Here is a 16,833-nt window from a genome sequence, read left to right as displayed (position 1 = left end):
CATCAACTAATACACTACAGACACTTAAAAAGTGAAGAAAGGTGTTCAACCATGAAAAAAGAAAAAAAACCAATCAATTTGAAGTGGATGGTGCTGGCTGTTGCGTTAGCATGTACATTTTTTTTCGTTCTTGTTTTCATTGGTTTTGAAGTTCAAAAAGATTTGATACCCAATTCAGTTCCTTTAATGCAAGGACATGATCAAGCGATAGGACTGCAAAAGCATGAATGAGGAAAGAGGGAGTCATCATGATTCAAATAGATCCAAGAAGCGCTGCGCCAATATATGAACAAATCATTGAGCAGCTCAAAATTTTATGTTTAAAAGGCGTGATGAAGCCAGGTGACAAACTGCCCTCTGTCAGAGAGCTCGCCACCATTATTATTGCCAACCCAAACACCGTCAGTAAAGCGTATAAAGAGCTGGAGCGGGAAGGGATTATTGAAACTCTGCGGGGCCGCGGTACGTATGTAACAGAAGGTGCTCAGTTAAAGCTGAATGAAGGGAAGGTGCTCGAGATGAAAGAACAGTTAAGACAACTCATCATAGAAGCTCATTATGCTGGTATTGATATTCATCAGCTCAAGGAATGGCTGGAAGAGATCGGCTCAAGTCTAAAAGGAGGAAAACAAGTTGATTGAGGTCAGAAATGTATCGAAGAAATTAAATGGACGCGAAGTACTCAGCGACGTTTCCTTCAAAATAGGCGAAGGTGAGATCTTCGGTCTGCTTGGCCGGAATGGCTCTGGGAAAACAACACTTCTCAGATTGATTCAGCAAATTCTTCTTCCGGATGAAGGAGAGATTTATTTTAAAGATGTGCTGGTGAAAGACCACCCTTTAGTAAAGCAAAATATTGTATTTATGCCGGTCGTGAATCCTTACTTTGACAGATACAATTACGGACAGCTTGTCCAGCTGTTAAAGCATATGTATCCAAAGTTTGACGTGACCTATGCCAATGAGCTTGTGAACCGCTATGAAATTCCGGAAAAAGTGAAGTATCGTGAGTTGTCGACAGGGTTAAAGAAACAGCTGTCATTAATTTTAAGCTTTGCCATCAAACCAGCGGTCATTTTATTAGATGAGCCGACTGATGGTATTGATGCCGTCACAAGAAATGACGTTCTTCAGCTGATGATTGACGAGGTGGCAGAACGACAAACAACGATTTTAATTACATCTCACCGCTTAGAGGACATTGAGCGTATGTGTAATCGAATTGGATTTTTAGAAGGAAATGAACTCACAAGTGTCATGGATTTAGATGAATTAAAGAATGACTATGTCAAAATCCAAATGGCCTTTGAAGAAGATATGAACTTAAGTATTCGAAAAAATGGCGTTGCGATTTTGGATCAAGCGGGCGTTTTCTATACAGCGCTTGTTCTAAAAACCGACGAAGAAGCTAAAGAGTACTTGAAGTCACTGAAGCCAAAAGTATGGCATGAACTGCCTGTGAATTTAGAAGAAGTATTCATTGCGAAGTTTGGAGGGAAACGCAGATGGTAAAGCGGCAATTATTATATAAGGAGTGGAAGCAATCTGAGCTGACATTCATTTTAGTGATGCTTGTTGCTGCGCTTGCGACGCCCTTCGCATTCTTAATGGAATATTCGTCTTTTCAAACGTGTCTAAACGATACAGAGTGTATTACGGATGCACCACGTTTTTCTTATATCTTTAAGACGGATCCATTCCTCTCTCTTTCATGGCTAATGGGAATTTTCTTTGCTGTCATGCAGCTTGGATTTGAGAGAAATAAAGGGCAGATGGATTTTACCTTATCCTTACCATTTAGCAGGAGTACAATCTATCACACAAAGTTTTTCTTAGGTGCTGGAATCATTGCAGTCGCTCATGCCGTTTCTTATGTTCTTACTTATTTACTTATTTTAGGACTTGACCCACTAGAGACACCTGGCTTTCATAGCGTTTATATCATTTCGCTTGTGTCCTCCTTGATGTTTTATAGTTTATTTTTTGCAGCGGGTACTTTAACCGGAAGTTCCATTGCGCAAGCAATCGTTGGGTTCAGCACAGCTATTTTACCCTTTTTAGTGATCGGATTACCGCTTGTTCATGTAGATTTTATCATCAAGACAAGTGGGAGTTGGTTAGATAAGAGCTTCGCTTATTTGATATCGCCTATATCTCCAATCAACTATATTATAGATGAACCTTTCCGATCTGATTATCCTCTTTGGTTCTCAGGCGAAAAAATCATTATACCTATTGTCATGGTGGTTCTGTTTTATCTAATTGGCTTAATTAGCTTTATAAAACATCCAATTGAAAGAAATGGCCGCTTCTTCCTTTACTCAAGTATGGATAGACCTATTCAGATTATGGTCATCGTCTTCGGTGTTCTAGGGTTTGGATGGTTTGGTTTTTCTTCAGATAATTCCATATTTGGTTATATCGTTGGCATGCTCATCGGTGGAGTCGTAGGCGCCTTAACGAGTTATTTCTTAATCTATAGAAAAAGATAAACAGAGAGCAGGGGAGTAGAGATGATTCAGATTCAAGCATTAGATCATGTATTTAAAATTGGTAAAAAGGGCAGGGAAAATGAAATTCCTGTGCTGAAAGGGATTGACCTGTCCATCAAAAGAGGCGATATTGCTTGTATTGTTGGACGAAGTGGTTCGGGGAAATCGACTTTATTGAACTTAATATCAGGCTATATTACGCCAACGAGCGGAAAAATTGTCATTGATGGCACCGATGTGACCGGCTTTAATGAAAAAGAATGGGCAGACTTTCGCTTAGATCACTTTGGCTTTATCTTTCAAAGCTTTCAATTGATCGGGAGCTTAACAACGTATGAGAATGTTGAACTTCCGCTCACTTTAAAAGGGGTGAAGCCGTCTGAACGAAAAGTGAAAGTAAAAGAAATGCTGAAACGAGTAGGACTCGAACACCACGCAGGACATTACCCAAATGAGCTGTCAGGCGGACAGCAGCAGCGTGTGAGTATTGCAAGAGCCTTGATTTTAAATCCATCAATTATTTTAGCAGATGAACCAACAGGCAGTCTGGATTCAGAAACTGAAGGAGAAATTTTAGCCTTTATCCAGCAGCTCAATCGCGAAAAAGGAATTACATTTGTCATCATTACACATGACGATGAAGTCGCTTCAATCGCAGACACAACGTTCCAGCTTCACGACGGTGTATTAAAGAAAGGGGAACAATCCATTGAAATTTAGAGATCAGGTCAAATTCATTAGAAGAAATATGAAGAAAAATAGATTGCGTGTGTTTATGACCATTCTTGCGACGACAATGGCATGCTCTTTCTTAATCGTTCTAGCGTCTGTCGGTTTTGGTTTGCAAAAATCAGCTCAAGATGAAATTATGAAGCAGCAAATCATCACAGAAATTAAAGTGTTAGGAAAAGAAAAAGGAGACGTTAAGATTGATGATTTAAAGAAATATGATCATGTGAAATCTGTCGTCTCAAGAACGGCAATCAATCCTTCGGTTAACGTCGAGCTCGATAACCGTTCAAGTGAAACGCAGGCTGCTTTGACTGATATGAAAGAAGAAAAAGAAGCAGGTCTTGAACTAGACCGAGGAAAAGTCCCAACATCAGCGAACGAAATTGTGGTTGGGTATCATATGGCGCAGCAACTGTGGACAAAAAAAGAACGCGAAGCCTATGAAAAAGAATTAAACCAGACGTCAAATGGGGAAGAAACACCGAAGGAGCCAAAAGGCTACACGAAGGATATTTTAAATAAAGTGATTCAAATCAAAGTGCCAAAACTAAATGAAGAAGGTGAAGTCGTTAAAGAAAAAACATTTGATTTCCGTGTAGTAGGCGTTTTGAAAAAGCCGAATTTGGAGTGGCAGGAGGATCATAAAATTCTGATTCCGAATGCTTATGAAAAAGAATTTGGTCAAATACTCGATCTGTCTCCTGAAGCAGGAAATGTCGAGAAAATGACCTCTGTTTATGCAGATAAATTCGACAATGTCGGTACGCTCACGAATAAACTGACAGATGAGGGCTATCAAGTCATCTCTGTGACGAACCAGCTTGAAGGAATGGATATGTTCTTTACGGTCTTCAAAATTGGACTCATTTTTGTCGGATGTATTGCAGTCATTATTTCTGCCATCGGAATTTTCAATACGATGACCATGGCGGTAACAGAGCGAACACAAGAGATTGGGATTATGAAAGCCATTGGCGCGAATCCATCCATTATCAAGCGGATGTTCCTAATGGAAAGTGCTTATATTGGAGTAATCGGATCAATCATCGGTATTATCATCTCATATTTGATTAGTTTCGCCGTTAATTTAATCATCCCAGCCATTTTGTCGTCCATGTCTGAGGGAGGATCAAGCGATCAATTCTCGATTACTTTTTCCTATATTCCACTCAGCCTTGTCATTACAGCGACAGTGATCAGCGCAGGGGTAGCGATCATTTCAGGGCTTAACCCGGCACGTAAGGCAACAAAAACGAATGTATTAGCAGCTTTAAGAAGAGAAATCTAAAAAAGAACCTCCTGTAAACCCGATTGGGCGCTCAGGAGGTTCTTTTTTATCTAATTAAACATCGCTATTGCTTAGGTGCCCTGTATCCGGCACGCTCTGCCTCTTCAACAGAGCAGAACATTTTGGTTATATTCTTTGTTCTAGAGTAGTATCTGCTGCTTGGTGTGTGGTAAATACCGTTGACACTCCCTTTAATGTTACAGGCAGCCGATTCTTTTTTTGTTTCCTTTTGTGATTCATGACCGCCTGTGCTTTTTCCTTCATCTTTAGGTGCGGAGCGCTGGACGGTGGAAGACTTCGTATCGCTGCTGCTATTCTTGATTTCTTGTTTGAGTGTTTCATTGCTGGAGGTGAGCTTGTCTATTTTCTGTTCAAGCGATTGAATGGTCTTTTCTTGCTGTTTGACCGTTTCTTTTTCTGAGGTGATGGTTTCTAGCTTTTTTTCCAGCTTTTCTTTTTCCTTCTCCGCATCTTCTAAAGAGGAGGTAAGCGACTCTTTATCAGCTGTTAAGCGCGAAATGTCAGAGGAGAGTTCCTTTTGATCCTTTAACAGCTGTTCGGAAGATGGATCGGCTTGTGCCTTTGGCGCATTTCCAGCAGTAAGCGGTAATGACATAATGGAAAAGAAGAGACCAATGATCAAAAAAGGATAAAAAAGTTTCTTTGAAAAAATCAGCTCGTTCTTGCGTTTGAGTAAGAAGAAATTGACAGCATATCCGATGGCAAAACAAATACATAAAAGACCTAATATGAGTAACAGCATATCTAACAGCCCCCCTAAATTGCTATTTACACCTATCATACCTCATTTTTCCATTTTGGGGAGCGGTTCAATTAAAAAAACCCTGTTTACACAGGGTTTTCAGCTAATGGTAATCCTTTTATGGCTTCTTTTACTGTCAAATAAGTGATCGTATTCTGGAAATCTGTATCGAGGTCTTTCATTTTCAGCGCAAGCTGCGGCTTAATCCCAGTGATGATCAGTTCGGTTCCAGTAAGATTGAGAAGATGATGCAGTTTGAAAATACGTGCTGCAACGGAATCATCGACTTCGATTAAACCAGAAAGGTCGACAATTAAATAATCATCCTTTGAATCATCTAATATACAGGTTAACTTAGCGACAATAGCATCAAAGCGTTCTTCAGATAATTTCCCGATAAGCGGAAGAGCAGATACACCATTTTTGATTGGGACGATTGGCGTCGAAAGAGAGGTGACTTCCTGTAAGGAATCTTCTAGGAGCTGTTCATATTCTTTCTGTTTCGTAATATCCTTTTGAAAACCAATGAAAAATGTTTTGTCATCTTGTTCAATGTATAGAGGATCTATATTGAGTTCATTCCAAAAAAAAGTGCCGTCTTTTTTATAATTTTTTAGCTGTGTGGTAATAGGTGTTTTGTTTTGAATTCCATGACGAATTAAAGCAAGCTGCTTTTGATCCGTGTCTTTTCCTTGAAGGAATCGACAATTACGACCAAGAATTTCATCTGGTTTGTATCCAGTCATTTGTGTAAAGCCGTGATTCACATAAACGATAGGGTTATCCTCTAAGGAAGGGTCTGTAATGACAACACCGATCCGCGCATGATCCAGCGCTTTTTTGATGAGTTCAAGCTGTTTTTGCAAGCCGAAAATGTTCGAGCTGACCATATTACCCTCCTTTGCTGCTATAAGACATATCAAATGGTTGTCTTTTCAACCAAATGAATCCTTTTAAACGTAACATAACATATGTTCTGTTTCAACGATTGCAAACGCTTTGTTAAATTTGTCATCATAGTTTGTCCTCCATTAGAATAGAGTAAGTAAGGAGACTTTTCATTAGAAAAAGAAGGAATCAATTACTCATCATTCATAAAATGACAAAAATAGTTAATATGGATTAGGTAAAAATGATTCCAATGCATCAAGATTGTTTTTAGGTCATTCACATATAATGGAAGAAACAAGCTTTTTTTCTTCGTTAGAGAGAATAGACCTTTTACATGGATTATGACGGAACAGCAGAATGGCATTACAGGGGGCTGGACAGCCTGAAGTCGCTTTACTATTCTAAGGGCTTTAGGAAGGTGATGAAAATGCTGCAACAAGTCATTATTGCTTGCGCCATTGGAGGGGTCATGGGCATTCTCGGTCACGTAAAGAAAAAAGGCAGGCTAGAGAAGCCCAGAATGACAAAAAAGTTTATTTACTTAGGGTTTATTGAAGATTGGCTCGTTGGGATGATTGCCGCTACACTGCTTGTCTTATCCTCAAATCCCGAATCTAGTCTGCACTTGATCATCTTATCCATTATTTCAGGTTACGGAGGAGAAGCAGTTCTGCGAAGCTTCGATTTTGTGAGAGAAGAACGTTCACAGGATGCAGGCTCCAACCGTCATAACCGATCTCCACACGAATAATATCCTCTACTTTACCCTAGTCTAGGGTACATTCCCATTGTATACAAACCTGCTTGCACTTATGATCATAATTCTATAAAATACTACTTAGATGACGGTTACGATAAGAACAGTGAAGAGGAGTAGTAGGAAAGCAGTATTTGTCTTTAGAGAATTGACGGCTGGTGAAAGTCAATCAAATCTGCTTCTGAACTCGCCTCAGAGTTGCAGTTGCGTTAAAGCTTCTGTCGCATGTCTGCGTTAAAGATATTAAGTGAGCGTACGAACAGCATGTTACGCTAACAAGGGTGGTACCGCGGGAACCAAAAAATCTCTCGTCCCTTTCCAGGGATGAGGGTTTTTTGTTGATTTTAGAAAAATCTGAATTCTTGCAGTGGTCATCTAAGCAGATAAAGCCGTACATATTAAAGGAGGTTTTCACATTGAGTTTTCAGCATCGGGAAATTGAAAAGAAGTGGCAGGATTATTGGCTGACACATAAAACATTCGCCACATCTGACTCGGAAGATAAACCGAAGTTTTATGCACTTGATATGTTTCCATATCCATCAGGAGCAGGGCTTCATGTCGGGCACCCTGAGGGCTATACAGCAACGGATATTTTATCACGCATGAAACGCATGCAGGGATATGATGTTCTTCATCCAATGGGATGGGACGCATTTGGTCTCCCAGCAGAACAGTATGCACTTGATACAGGAAATGATCCGGCGGCTTTTACAGAAGAGAACATCAATAACTTCCGCCGCCAAATTCAATCACTAGGGTTCTCGTATGATTGGGATCGAGAAATCAACACGACAGATCCGAATTACTACAAATGGACACAATGGATTTTCTTAAAATTGTACGAAAAAGGATTGGCCTATATCGATGAAGTACCAGTGAACTGGTGCCCAGCGCTTGGCACAGTGCTTGCAAATGAAGAAGTCATTGATGGAAAAAGTGAACGCGGAGGGCATCCTGTTGAAAGACGTCCTATGAAGCAGTGGATGCTAAAGATTACAGCATATGCGGACAGGCTGTTAGAAGATTTAGAGGACATTGATTGGCCTGAAAGCATCAAAGATATGCAGCGTAACTGGATCGGACGCTCTGAAGGTGCGCACGTTCATTTTGAAGTAGAAGGACATGACGAACAGTTTACGGTTTTTACAACGCGTCCTGATACACTATTTGGCGCAACATATGCAGTGCTTGCACCAGAGCATGCACTTGTTGAAAAAATTACATCAGATGCTCAAAAAGAAGCTGTCAAAGCGTATATCAAAGAGATTCAATCAAAGAGTGACTTAGAGCGGACAGATCTTGCTAAAACGAAGACAGGTATTTTCACAGGAGCGTATGCCATCAATCCTTTAAATGGTGAAAAGATGCCGATTTGGATTGCCGATTACGTGCTGGCGACTTATGGAACTGGAGCCATTATGGCGGTTCCTGCCCATGATGAACGTGACTATGAATTCGCCAAAACCTTTGATCTTCCAATTAAAGAAGTTGTAGAAGGCGGAGACATTGAAAAAGAAGCCTACACAGGTGATGGAAAGCACATTAACTCTGATTTCCTAAATGGCTTAGGAAAAGAAGAAGCGATTGAAAAAGCGATTGCATGGCTTGAAGAACATCAAAAAGGTGAAAAGAAAGTCACATATCGTTTAAGAGACTGGCTGTTCAGCCGTCAGCGCTACTGGGGTGAGCCGATTCCAATCATTCATTGGGAGGACGGAACATCTTCAGCTGTTTCAGAAGAAGAGCTTCCACTGATCTTGCCTAAGACGACAGAGATTAAGCCAAGTGGTACAGGTGAATCACCATTAGCCAATATTAAAGACTGGGTTGAGGTTGTAGATCCTGTTACAGGTAAGAAAGGCCGCCGCGAAACGAATACAATGCCGCAATGGGCAGGCAGCTGCTGGTATTTCTTACGTTATATTGATCCTCATAACACAGAAGAGCTTGCCTCTCCTGAGAAGCTGAAGAAATGGCTTCCAGTTGATGTGTATATCGGTGGAGCAGAACACGCTGTACTGCATCTTCTATATGCACGCTTCTGGCATAAGTTCTTGTATGATATCGGTGTTGTTCCAACAAAAGAACCTTTCATGAAATTGTTCAACCAAGGTATGATTCTTGGGGAAAACAATGAAAAAATGAGTAAATCAAAAGGAAATGTGGTCAACCCGGATGATATCGTAGAATCTCATGGTGCGGATACATTACGACTTTATGAAATGTTCATGGGACCTTTAGATGCGTCAATTGCTTGGTCTGAAACAGGACTTGATGGCGCTCGTCGTTTCCTTGATCGTGTATGGCGTCTCTTTACAAATGAAGATGGCTCACTCAGTGATAAAGTGACAGAGCAATCTGGCGGCGCATTAGAACGCAGCTATCATGAAACAGTCATGAAGGTAACGGATCATTATGAAGGCTTGCGTTTCAATACAGGCATTTCACAATTAATGGTGTTTATCAACGATGCCTATAAAGCTGATACACTGCCGAAAGAATATGCAGAAGGCTTTGTAAAGCTTCTTTCTCCAATTGCACCGCATTTAGCAGAAGAGCTTTGGAATAAACTTGGTCATGAAGGATCTATTTCTTATGAAGCATGGCCTCAATATGATGAGTCAAAACTTGTCGACGATGAAGTAGAAATTGTCGTACAGCTTAACGGTAAAGTAAAAGCAAAATTAACCGTTCCTGCTGATGCAACAAGGGAGCAGTTAGAAGAGCTCGCGAAAAATGATGCACGCGTAAAAGAACAGCTTGAAGGGAAGACCATTCGTAAAGTGATTGCGGTTCCTGGGAAGCTTGTCAATATTGTTGCGAACTAATGATGACACCCATCGGTATAAACCGGTGGGTGTTCTTTATTTCCCGGGACATAATTTTGTCGAAAACAAGGTGATTCCCGCATCGGTCTCGTATTTTAACAGGTGACCAAGAAAATGAGGAGTGACGTCAATGGAAAAGGAAAACAAACGTGAACAACTGCTCAGTCTGTTAGGAGAAATGCCAGAACGTCATCGCGTGGAGGCTTATACGTTAAAAATGGAAGAACGTGAATCATATGTAGTGGAAACACTCATTCTCTCCATGAATGGTGTAGAGGAACTCCCTGCTTATTTCGTGAAACCGAAGGATACAGTGAAAAAAAGACCCGTTGTGCTGTTCCAGCACTCTCATGGCGGGAATTACGTGAATGGGAAGGACGAGCTGTTAAAAGGTGCTCATTATTTGCAAACGCCTTCATATGCAAAAGAGTTTACGTCAAAAGGATATAGTGTACTGGCCATTGATCATGCAGGGTTCGGCGAGAGAAGAGGAAGAACAGAAAGTGAAATTTTTAAGGAAATGCTTTTAACAGGAAAAGTGATGTGGGGCATGATGCTGTATGAAAGTATGTGTGCGATTGATTATTTGCTGTCTCGATCTGATGTGCTGGCGGACAGGTTAGCTGTCTTTGGGATGTCAATGGGCGGTCTTCTTTCCTGGTGGACGGCTGCACTTGATGAGAGGGTCAGTGTGTGTATTGATCTTTGTGCACAGGTGGACCATCATACATTAATTGAAACGAACAATTTGGACAGACATGGCTTTTATTACTATGTACCGAGCTTGGCGAAGCATTTTACAGCAGCGGACATTCAAGAAATGATTTTTCCAAGACCGCATTTAAGCTTAGTTGGAAAACTTGATCAGCTCACGCCTGCTGAAGGCGTTGGAAGGATTCAAAAGGTATTGAGTCAAACCTATGAAGCTGCTTCATTGAAAGAACGATATCAGCTTACCCGTCTTCATGCAGGTCATTTTGAAACAGCCGCTATGCGTCACGAGGCGACACGATTTTTGAAAAAGTGGCTGTAATCAAGAAACGCTTGGACATACTACGTCAAAAGAAAGGAGGAGACAGATGAAAAAAATCACCATCATTGGCGGATGCGGTGTGATTGGACGTCTTTTAACAAAAGCGCTCTCTGATGAGTACAGCGTCACGATTATTGATCTAACGAGCTGTGTAGAAGGAGTCATTTTAGCCGATGCAGCGAATGAACAGAATGTATATGAGGCAATTCCGCGGGATACAGATGTCATCTTGCATCTTCTAAACATGGACATGACGCATGATGTGATGGATCATGAAGAATTTGCAAAAATGACTGATATTTTTTGGAGGAGTACCTATTATATGTTTCGTTCAGCCGCGCGGCATGGCATACGAAAAGTCATTTTTGCAAGCAGCAACCATGTGACGGATCGTTATGAAGAGGATGGACGCTCCTTACTTGGGCGGCAGATTACAACTGACGATGTGCCTGCGACTAAAAATGTCTATGGCATTTTAAAATTTGCTTCCGAACAGCTAGGGGGTTTGTTCCACGATCAAACGGGAATGTCTGTCATCAATTTAAGAATTGGAACAGTGGTGACAGATGAGATGACGGCATTACACAAAAAACAAAGAACAAAAAGAACACTGCTGTCACATGAAGATCTTGCAGGTATGATAAAGGCAGCGATTGAAACGAATATCTCCTTTGGGACCTATTATGCTGTATCAGAGAATGAAGAAAAGCCGTGGTCTACTGAGAAAACGAAGCTGGAGTTAGGCTATGAACCAGATGTCAATACGACGGAAATCCTCGAAGAAAATGATCGAGCATAAGGCATAATCATGTCATGAGCTAATGATCTTATTCTTTTGTTTCATGAGCATAAAAGCACGGCTGACATGATCTATCCAGTTGGTCTGTCAAAATGATTATAGACGCTTTCTTCCCCCGTTTGTTACATTTTAATCACGATATCGTCACAGGCTGCAGCTTACTTTCAGATGAAATGATAACGCTTTCAAAGAAAGGGCGTGATGAACATAGATCGTTCTATTAAAGGCCGATTGTTCAATTTATTTAATTACTCTTTTCTACTCATGTTCGCATTAATATGTGTGCTTCCGTTCATCCATGTCATTGCGGCCTCTTTTGCAACAGTAGAAGAGGTCATCACGAAGAAGTTTATCTTGTTTCCGACGACGTTTTCTTTAGAGGCATATCGATATATTTTTTCTACAGATATTGTGTATCGCAGCCTCATTGTGTCCATTCTTGTGACGCTCGTTGGAACAGCTGTCAGCATGTTTTTGTCCTCGCTTATGGCATACGGGCTGTCTCGCCAGGAGCTAAAAGGCCGAAGAACACTGATGTTTCTCGTTGTTTTCACGATGCTGTTTAGCGGAGGGATGATTCCGACGTTTATTGTGGTGAAAACACTTGGTCTGCTTGATACGTATTGGTCACTTATTCTACCGGTTGCAATCAATGCGTTCAATTTAATCATTTTGAAAAATTTCTTTCAAAACATACCGGCAAGCCTTGAGGAATCAGCGAAGATGGACGGCTGTAACGATTTAGGGATTTTCTTTAAAATTGTGCTCCCACTTTCTTTGCCAGCCATTGCAACCATTTCACTTTTTTATGCCGTGACGTATTGGAATACGTATATGACTGCCATTCTGTATTTAAATGATTCAGTGAAGTGGCCGATTCAGGTGCTGCTGAGACAGATTGTCATTGTCTCAAGCGGAATGCAGGGAGATATGTCGGATATGGGCTCATCCACACCACCGCCAGACCAGACGATTAAAATGGCTGTGATCGTTGTAGCAACCATTCCGGTTCTGCTTGTCTATCCATTTATTCAAAAGCATTTCAACAAAGGGGCATTACTAGGTTCTGTAAAGGGTTAAAAAGATGGAACAACGGAGGGATCTTATGGGGAGAAAGAAATTATGGCTGATTGCGTTTGTCCTGTTATTTGCAGCAAGCGGTATTCTGTCAGCATGTTCAAGTAAAGGGGCAAACTCATCAGATGAGAAGGTTGATCTAGACAAAAAGGTAAAGCTGACATGGATGGCGATTTTATATCATCAGCAGCCGCCGAAGGATTCCGTTTTAAAAGAGATTGAAAAACTCACAAATACAGAGCTTGATATTACATGGGTGCCTGATGCTGTGAAGGAAGATCGGTTAAATTCCGCACTTGCAGCAGGGAATTTGCCGCAAATTGTGACGATTCAAGACATTAAAAATTCGTCTGCGATTAATGCGTTCAGATCAGGCATGTTTTGGGAAGTCGGTCCGTATTTAAAGGATTATCCAAATTTAAGTAAGATGAACGAATTGATTAATAAAAACGCCTCTATAGACGGGAAGCTTTATGGCATCTATAGAGAGAGACCACTTTCAAGACAAGGGATTGTCATTCGAAAGGATTGGCTTGAAAATTTAAATTTGGATACACCAAAAACATTGGATGATCTATATGAAGTAGCCAAAGCCTTTACTGAAAAAGACCCGAATCAAAACGGAAAAGCGGATACAATTGGCTTTACGGATCGGAACGATTTAATTTATGGCGCATTTAAAACACTTGGTTCATATGAAGGAATGCCCACAGACTGGAAAGAAGAAAACGGGAAATTCACGCCAGACTTTATGACAGATGAGTACATGAATACAATGAAATACATGAAAAAGCTGCGCGACAATGGCTATATTAACAAAGACTTCCCAGTGACAAGCAAAACACAGCAGCAGGAATTATTCTCACAAGGAAAAGCAGGCATCTATGTTGGAAATATGGTAGATGCCGTGAACCTGAGAGATGATGCGACAGATAAAAACATGAAAGTAGATATTATCAACCGAATCAAAGGCCCAGATGGCAAAGAACGTGTGTGGGCATCAGGTGGTCATAATGGCATCTTCGCATTCCCTAAAACAAGCGTGAAATCAGAGGCAGAATTAAAGCGGATTTTGGCCTTCTTTGACCGCATTGCCGAAGAAGATGTATATGGTCTCATGACGTACGGTATAGATGGCCAGCATTATAAGAAAGAAGAAGGAAATACATTTGTCAGGGAAGAAAGCCAAGTGAAAAGCTGGCAGACAGATGTACAGCCGCTTGTCAGTCTTGTAGGAATTGATAAACGTTACTTGAAAAATAAAGGGGATGCAGTTCGTTCTAAATATGAAGAGCTAGAAGAAGACAATCAAAACATCATCGTTGCCAATCCTGCTGAAAGCCTGTATTCAGAAACAGCATCAGAGCGTGGAAACGAATTGAAGAAAATCATCGATGATGCGACGTATAAGTTCATTCTTGGAGACATCAGTGAAGATCAATTTCAGAAGGATGTAGAGAAGTGGAAATCCAATGGTGGGAATAAAATCATAGAAGAATATGAAGCTTCCTTTAAAAAATCAAAATGACCAATAGGAACACCCCCGCAAAGCAAAAAAGCGGGGGTGTTTTCATTAAAAGTCGAAGTTATCTGGATCTGGACCAATACGTTTGTTTTCATTTAAGTCAGAAAGACGTTTCATATCTTCATCAGTTAAGACAAAATCAAATATATCAGCGTTTTCCTTTAAACGATGTGCTTTCGTTGATTTTGGGATGGTGATGACACCTTTTTGTACATCCCAGCGCAAAATAATTTGAGCAGGTGTTTTACCATATGTGTCTGCGAGCTCTGTAATCAGCGGGTGATGCAGCAGTTCACCCTGCATCAGCGGTGACCAAGCTTCCATTTGAATGCCATGAGAGTTCAAATACGTAGAGAGTGTTTCCTGCGTTAGTTTTGGATGAAATTCTACTTGGTTAATCGCTGGTTTGATGTCTGCATCTTTTAATAGTTCGTCTAGGTGATGCGGCTGGAAGTTGCTCACTCCGATGGCTCTGACCTTTCCTTCACGATACAAGGTTTCCAGTGCACGCCAAGCTTCTTTGTATTTTCCTTCAACCGGCCAATGGATTAAATACAGATCAAGGTAGTCAAGCTGAAGCTTTTTTAAGCTTTCTTCGTATGCATTTAGGGTAGATTCATATCCTAAATCGGCATTCCACACTTTTGATGTGACAAAGATATCCTCGCGGCGCAGTCCTGTTTCTGCTAAACCAAGCTGTATGCCTCGTCCAACACCTTCTTCATTTCCATAAATAGCCGCTGTATCAATACTGTGATAGCCTAATTGAATGGCTGTTTTGACAGCATCAATTAATTCTGCTCCATCTTCCACCTTGAATACACCAAGGCCAAAGCCTGGCATGAGCACCCCATTGTTTAATGTTTTTGTACTTTGTAAATGTTCCATCATAAAAACTCCTTTAAATGGTTTGTGTTTGTTCTTTTTGTTCCATTTGATAACTGATCATCGTAAGAATGGCTGCGATGAGGACCATGATGCCGCCGACCCAGCCTGTATGCACAAGACCAAGTGTATCAGTCACGATGCCGCCTAAAAATGAGCCAATGGCAATACCGGCATTAAAGGCAGCGATATTCATTGCAGATGCGACGTCGACCGCTCCGGGTGTGTATCTTTCTGCAAAATCAACGACGGCTACTTGCAGTCCAGGCACATTCATGAAAGCAAACAGTCCCATCAGCATGACGGTTCCAATGCCTAACACTGTGAATCCTGCAGTGAAGCTAAGGATAAACAAGATGATGCTTTGGATAATAAACATATAGATCAGTGCTTTCATTGGCTGTTCATTAGCAGCTTTTCCGCCAATGACATTTCCGGCTGCGATCGTGATTCCGTATAAAAGAAGGATCAAGGCCACAGCCCCAGGCGCAAGACCTGTCACATGCTGCAAGAGAGGAGATAAATACGTGAAGACGACAAAGGTTCCTCCGTACCCTGTGGCTGTAATGACGAATAAAAGCAAAATTCTTTTTGTTTTTAATAGGACAGCTTGATCTTTAAAAGATGTTTTCACCCCCTGCTTTAATTGAGACGGCACAAGAAAATAGTTGGATATCAGTGCGATCAGACCAATGATCACAATCACACCAAATGATGTCCGCCAGCCGAGCTCATGACCAAGAAATGTCCCGAATGGCACACCTGTCACAGTCGCTACTGTTAAACCAGTGAACATAAAGGCAATGGCGCTTGCCCGTTTTTCTTTCACGACAAGGCTTGCAGCAATCGTAGAGCCGATAGACATGAAGATTCCATGGGACAAGGCTGAAATCACCCGGCCGATTAACAGCAATGAAAAAGTCGGGGCAATGGTGGCAAGTGTATTACCAATCAAAAAGACGAGCATAATGAGCAAAAGCAATGTCTTTCTTTTCATCGTGGAAGTAAGGGAAGTCAATATAGGCGCGCCAAATGTCACACCAAGTGCATATAAAGAGACAGTCCAGCCTGCCTGACTGACGCTCACTCCAAAGTCCTCTGAGATCATTGGCAAAAGACCGACACTAATGAACTCAGTTGTTCCTATAGCAAAAGCACTAATCGCTAGTGCGAGAAGAGCAAAATGGTTTTGCTTTTTCTTCATAAGTAAGTTCACATCCTTCTGTGATGACATTTTGATAGACGAAGCCGATCGGCAAGAGTTATTATCTAACATAGATGACGAAAAAAAAAGTACGTACTTTTTTGTAATATAGGTACTAAAAAGTGCCTGTTCGTACAAAGAGGAGTGAACATTCGATGGAAAAGAAAAAATATAATATCTCTGTGGAAGCAACGCTTGAGGTCATAGGCGGGAAGTGGAAGTGTGTGATTTTATGTCATTTGACACACGGGAAAAAACGGACGAGCGAATTGAAGCGGCTCATGCCAAACATCACACAAAAAATGCTCACGCAGCAGCTGAGAGAGCTTGAAAGTGATGGGGTCATTAACCGGATTGTCTATGAACAGGTGCCGCCTAAAGTGGAATATGAATTAAGTGAATACGGACAGTCGCTCGAAAGAATTCTCAATGCGCTATGCGATTGGGGGGCATCTCATATTGAACGTGTGTATGGAGAGCCGCTTTCCGTGCTGGAAGACAGCATCTTAAATGAACAGTTTAAATAAAAGAGACCCGCTTTCTTGTGAGAGCGGGA

Annotated in this window: 17 protein-coding genes and 1 other annotated feature; of the genes, 13 read left to right on the top strand and 4 right to left on the bottom strand. The window is 41.2% G+C overall.

Annotation, left to right across the window (positions count from 1 at the left end; all coding sequences use genetic code 11):
• Window positions 1–51: 51 nt before the first annotated feature.
• From NSU13_RS13790 to NSU13_RS13765, 6 genes are read left to right on the top strand one after another with little or no spacing between them, the layout of a single operon-like run.
• On the top strand, window positions 52–231 hold the full coding sequence (locus tag NSU13_RS13790; protein WP_024424901.1) for a hypothetical protein: 180 nt from the start codon (window positions 52–54) through the stop codon (window positions 229–231).
• Between the two features lie 17 nt (window positions 232–248).
• A complete protein-coding gene (locus NSU13_RS13785; protein WP_019743690.1) occupies window positions 249–641 on the top strand; it encodes a GntR family transcriptional regulator in 393 nt (130 codons plus the stop codon).
• The gene (locus NSU13_RS13780) at window positions 634–1,512 is read left to right on the top strand and encodes an ABC transporter ATP-binding protein (RefSeq protein ID WP_135032626.1); all 879 of its coding nucleotides are present in this window, start codon (window positions 634–636) and stop codon (window positions 1,510–1,512) included. The genes NSU13_RS13785 and NSU13_RS13780 overlap by 8 nt, the downstream gene beginning before the upstream one ends.
• Window positions 1,506–2,492: an ABC transporter permease subunit gene (locus NSU13_RS13775; protein ID WP_211043045.1), complete on the top strand. Its 987-nt coding sequence runs from the start codon at window positions 1,506–1,508 to the stop codon at window positions 2,490–2,492. The genes NSU13_RS13780 and NSU13_RS13775 overlap by 7 nt, the downstream gene beginning before the upstream one ends.
• 21 nt (window positions 2,493–2,513) lie before the next feature.
• Complete coding sequence (locus tag NSU13_RS13770; RefSeq protein WP_044332340.1) at window positions 2,514–3,212, top strand: ABC transporter ATP-binding protein; 699 nt, start codon at window positions 2,514–2,516, stop codon at window positions 3,210–3,212.
• On the top strand, window positions 3,202–4,512 hold the full coding sequence (locus NSU13_RS13765; protein WP_024424896.1) for an ABC transporter permease: 1,311 nt from the start codon (window positions 3,202–3,204) through the stop codon (window positions 4,510–4,512). Before NSU13_RS13770 ends, NSU13_RS13765 begins: the two co-directional genes overlap by 11 nt.
• 64 nt (window positions 4,513–4,576) lie before the next feature.
• On the opposite strand, the gene NSU13_RS13760 is transcribed toward NSU13_RS13765, so the two are convergent.
• Window positions 4,577–5,275: a hypothetical protein gene (locus NSU13_RS13760; protein ID WP_098677212.1), complete on the bottom strand. Its 699-nt coding sequence runs from the start codon at window positions 5,273–5,275 to the stop codon at window positions 4,577–4,579.
• 86 nt (window positions 5,276–5,361) lie between these two features.
• Entirely contained in the window at window positions 5,362–6,165 is an 804-nt protein-coding gene (locus NSU13_RS13755; protein WP_024426208.1) for an STAS domain-containing protein, read from the bottom strand.
• A 422-nt stretch (window positions 6,166–6,587) separates the two neighbouring features.
• Here NSU13_RS13755 and NSU13_RS13750 point away from each other — a divergent pair, with 422 nt between their 5' ends.
• The 6 genes from NSU13_RS13750 (at window position 6,588) to NSU13_RS13725 (ending at window position 14,191) form a co-directional block, all read left to right on the top strand.
• Window positions 6,588–6,917 (top strand): DUF4257 domain-containing protein, encoded by a 330-nt coding sequence (locus NSU13_RS13750; RefSeq protein ID WP_008343006.1) that lies wholly within the window; start codon window positions 6,588–6,590, stop codon window positions 6,915–6,917.
• 103 nt (window positions 6,918–7,020) lie between these two features.
• Window positions 7,021–7,242, top strand: a binding site (T-box leader).
• Between the two features lie 97 nt (window positions 7,243–7,339).
• Window positions 7,340–9,754 carry a leucine--tRNA ligase gene (gene leuS, locus NSU13_RS13745; RefSeq protein ID WP_024424893.1) on the top strand — a complete coding sequence of 805 codons (2,415 nt, stop codon included), beginning with the start codon at window positions 7,340–7,342 and terminating at the stop codon, window positions 9,752–9,754.
• Between the two features lie 130 nt (window positions 9,755–9,884).
• Entirely contained in the window at window positions 9,885–10,787 is a 903-nt protein-coding gene (locus NSU13_RS13740; RefSeq protein ID WP_335370748.1) for a dienelactone hydrolase family protein, read from the top strand.
• A 46-nt stretch (window positions 10,788–10,833) separates the two neighbouring features.
• Window positions 10,834–11,586, top strand: a complete 753-nt coding sequence (locus NSU13_RS13735) for an NAD(P)-dependent oxidoreductase (RefSeq protein WP_327825874.1) — start codon at window positions 10,834–10,836, stop codon at window positions 11,584–11,586.
• A 219-nt stretch (window positions 11,587–11,805) separates the two neighbouring features.
• A complete protein-coding gene (locus tag NSU13_RS13730; protein ID WP_087976618.1) occupies window positions 11,806–12,666 on the top strand; it encodes a carbohydrate ABC transporter permease in 861 nt (286 codons plus the stop codon).
• Between the two features lie 25 nt (window positions 12,667–12,691).
• Entirely contained in the window at window positions 12,692–14,191 is a 1,500-nt protein-coding gene (locus NSU13_RS13725; protein ID WP_120208840.1) for an extracellular solute-binding protein, read from the top strand.
• A gap of 45 nt (window positions 14,192–14,236) precedes the next feature.
• Here NSU13_RS13725 and NSU13_RS13720 read toward each other — a convergent pair whose 3' ends face one another.
• Window positions 14,237–15,079: an aldo/keto reductase gene (locus NSU13_RS13720; protein ID WP_342489571.1), complete on the bottom strand. Its 843-nt coding sequence runs from the start codon at window positions 15,077–15,079 to the stop codon at window positions 14,237–14,239.
• A 10-nt stretch (window positions 15,080–15,089) separates the two neighbouring features.
• Window positions 15,090–16,277, bottom strand: coding sequence for an MFS transporter (locus tag NSU13_RS13715; protein WP_342489570.1), 1,188 nt, complete (start codon window positions 16,275–16,277; stop codon window positions 15,090–15,092).
• A gap of 155 nt (window positions 16,278–16,432) precedes the next feature.
• On the opposite strand from NSU13_RS13715, the gene NSU13_RS13710 reads away from it, so the two are divergent.
• On the top strand, window positions 16,433–16,804 hold the full coding sequence (locus tag NSU13_RS13710; protein ID WP_280806375.1) for a winged helix-turn-helix transcriptional regulator: 372 nt from the start codon (window positions 16,433–16,435) through the stop codon (window positions 16,802–16,804).
• The last annotated feature ends 29 nt before the right edge of the window (window positions 16,805–16,833 follow it).

The organism is Bacillus sp. FSL M8-0049 (assembly GCF_038593355.1).
Taxonomy (GTDB): Bacteria; Bacillota; Bacilli; order Bacillales; family Bacillaceae; genus Bacillus; species Bacillus safensis.
Note: the sequence above shows the minus strand (reverse complement) of the source record. Positions and strands in the feature narration are given on the sequence as shown.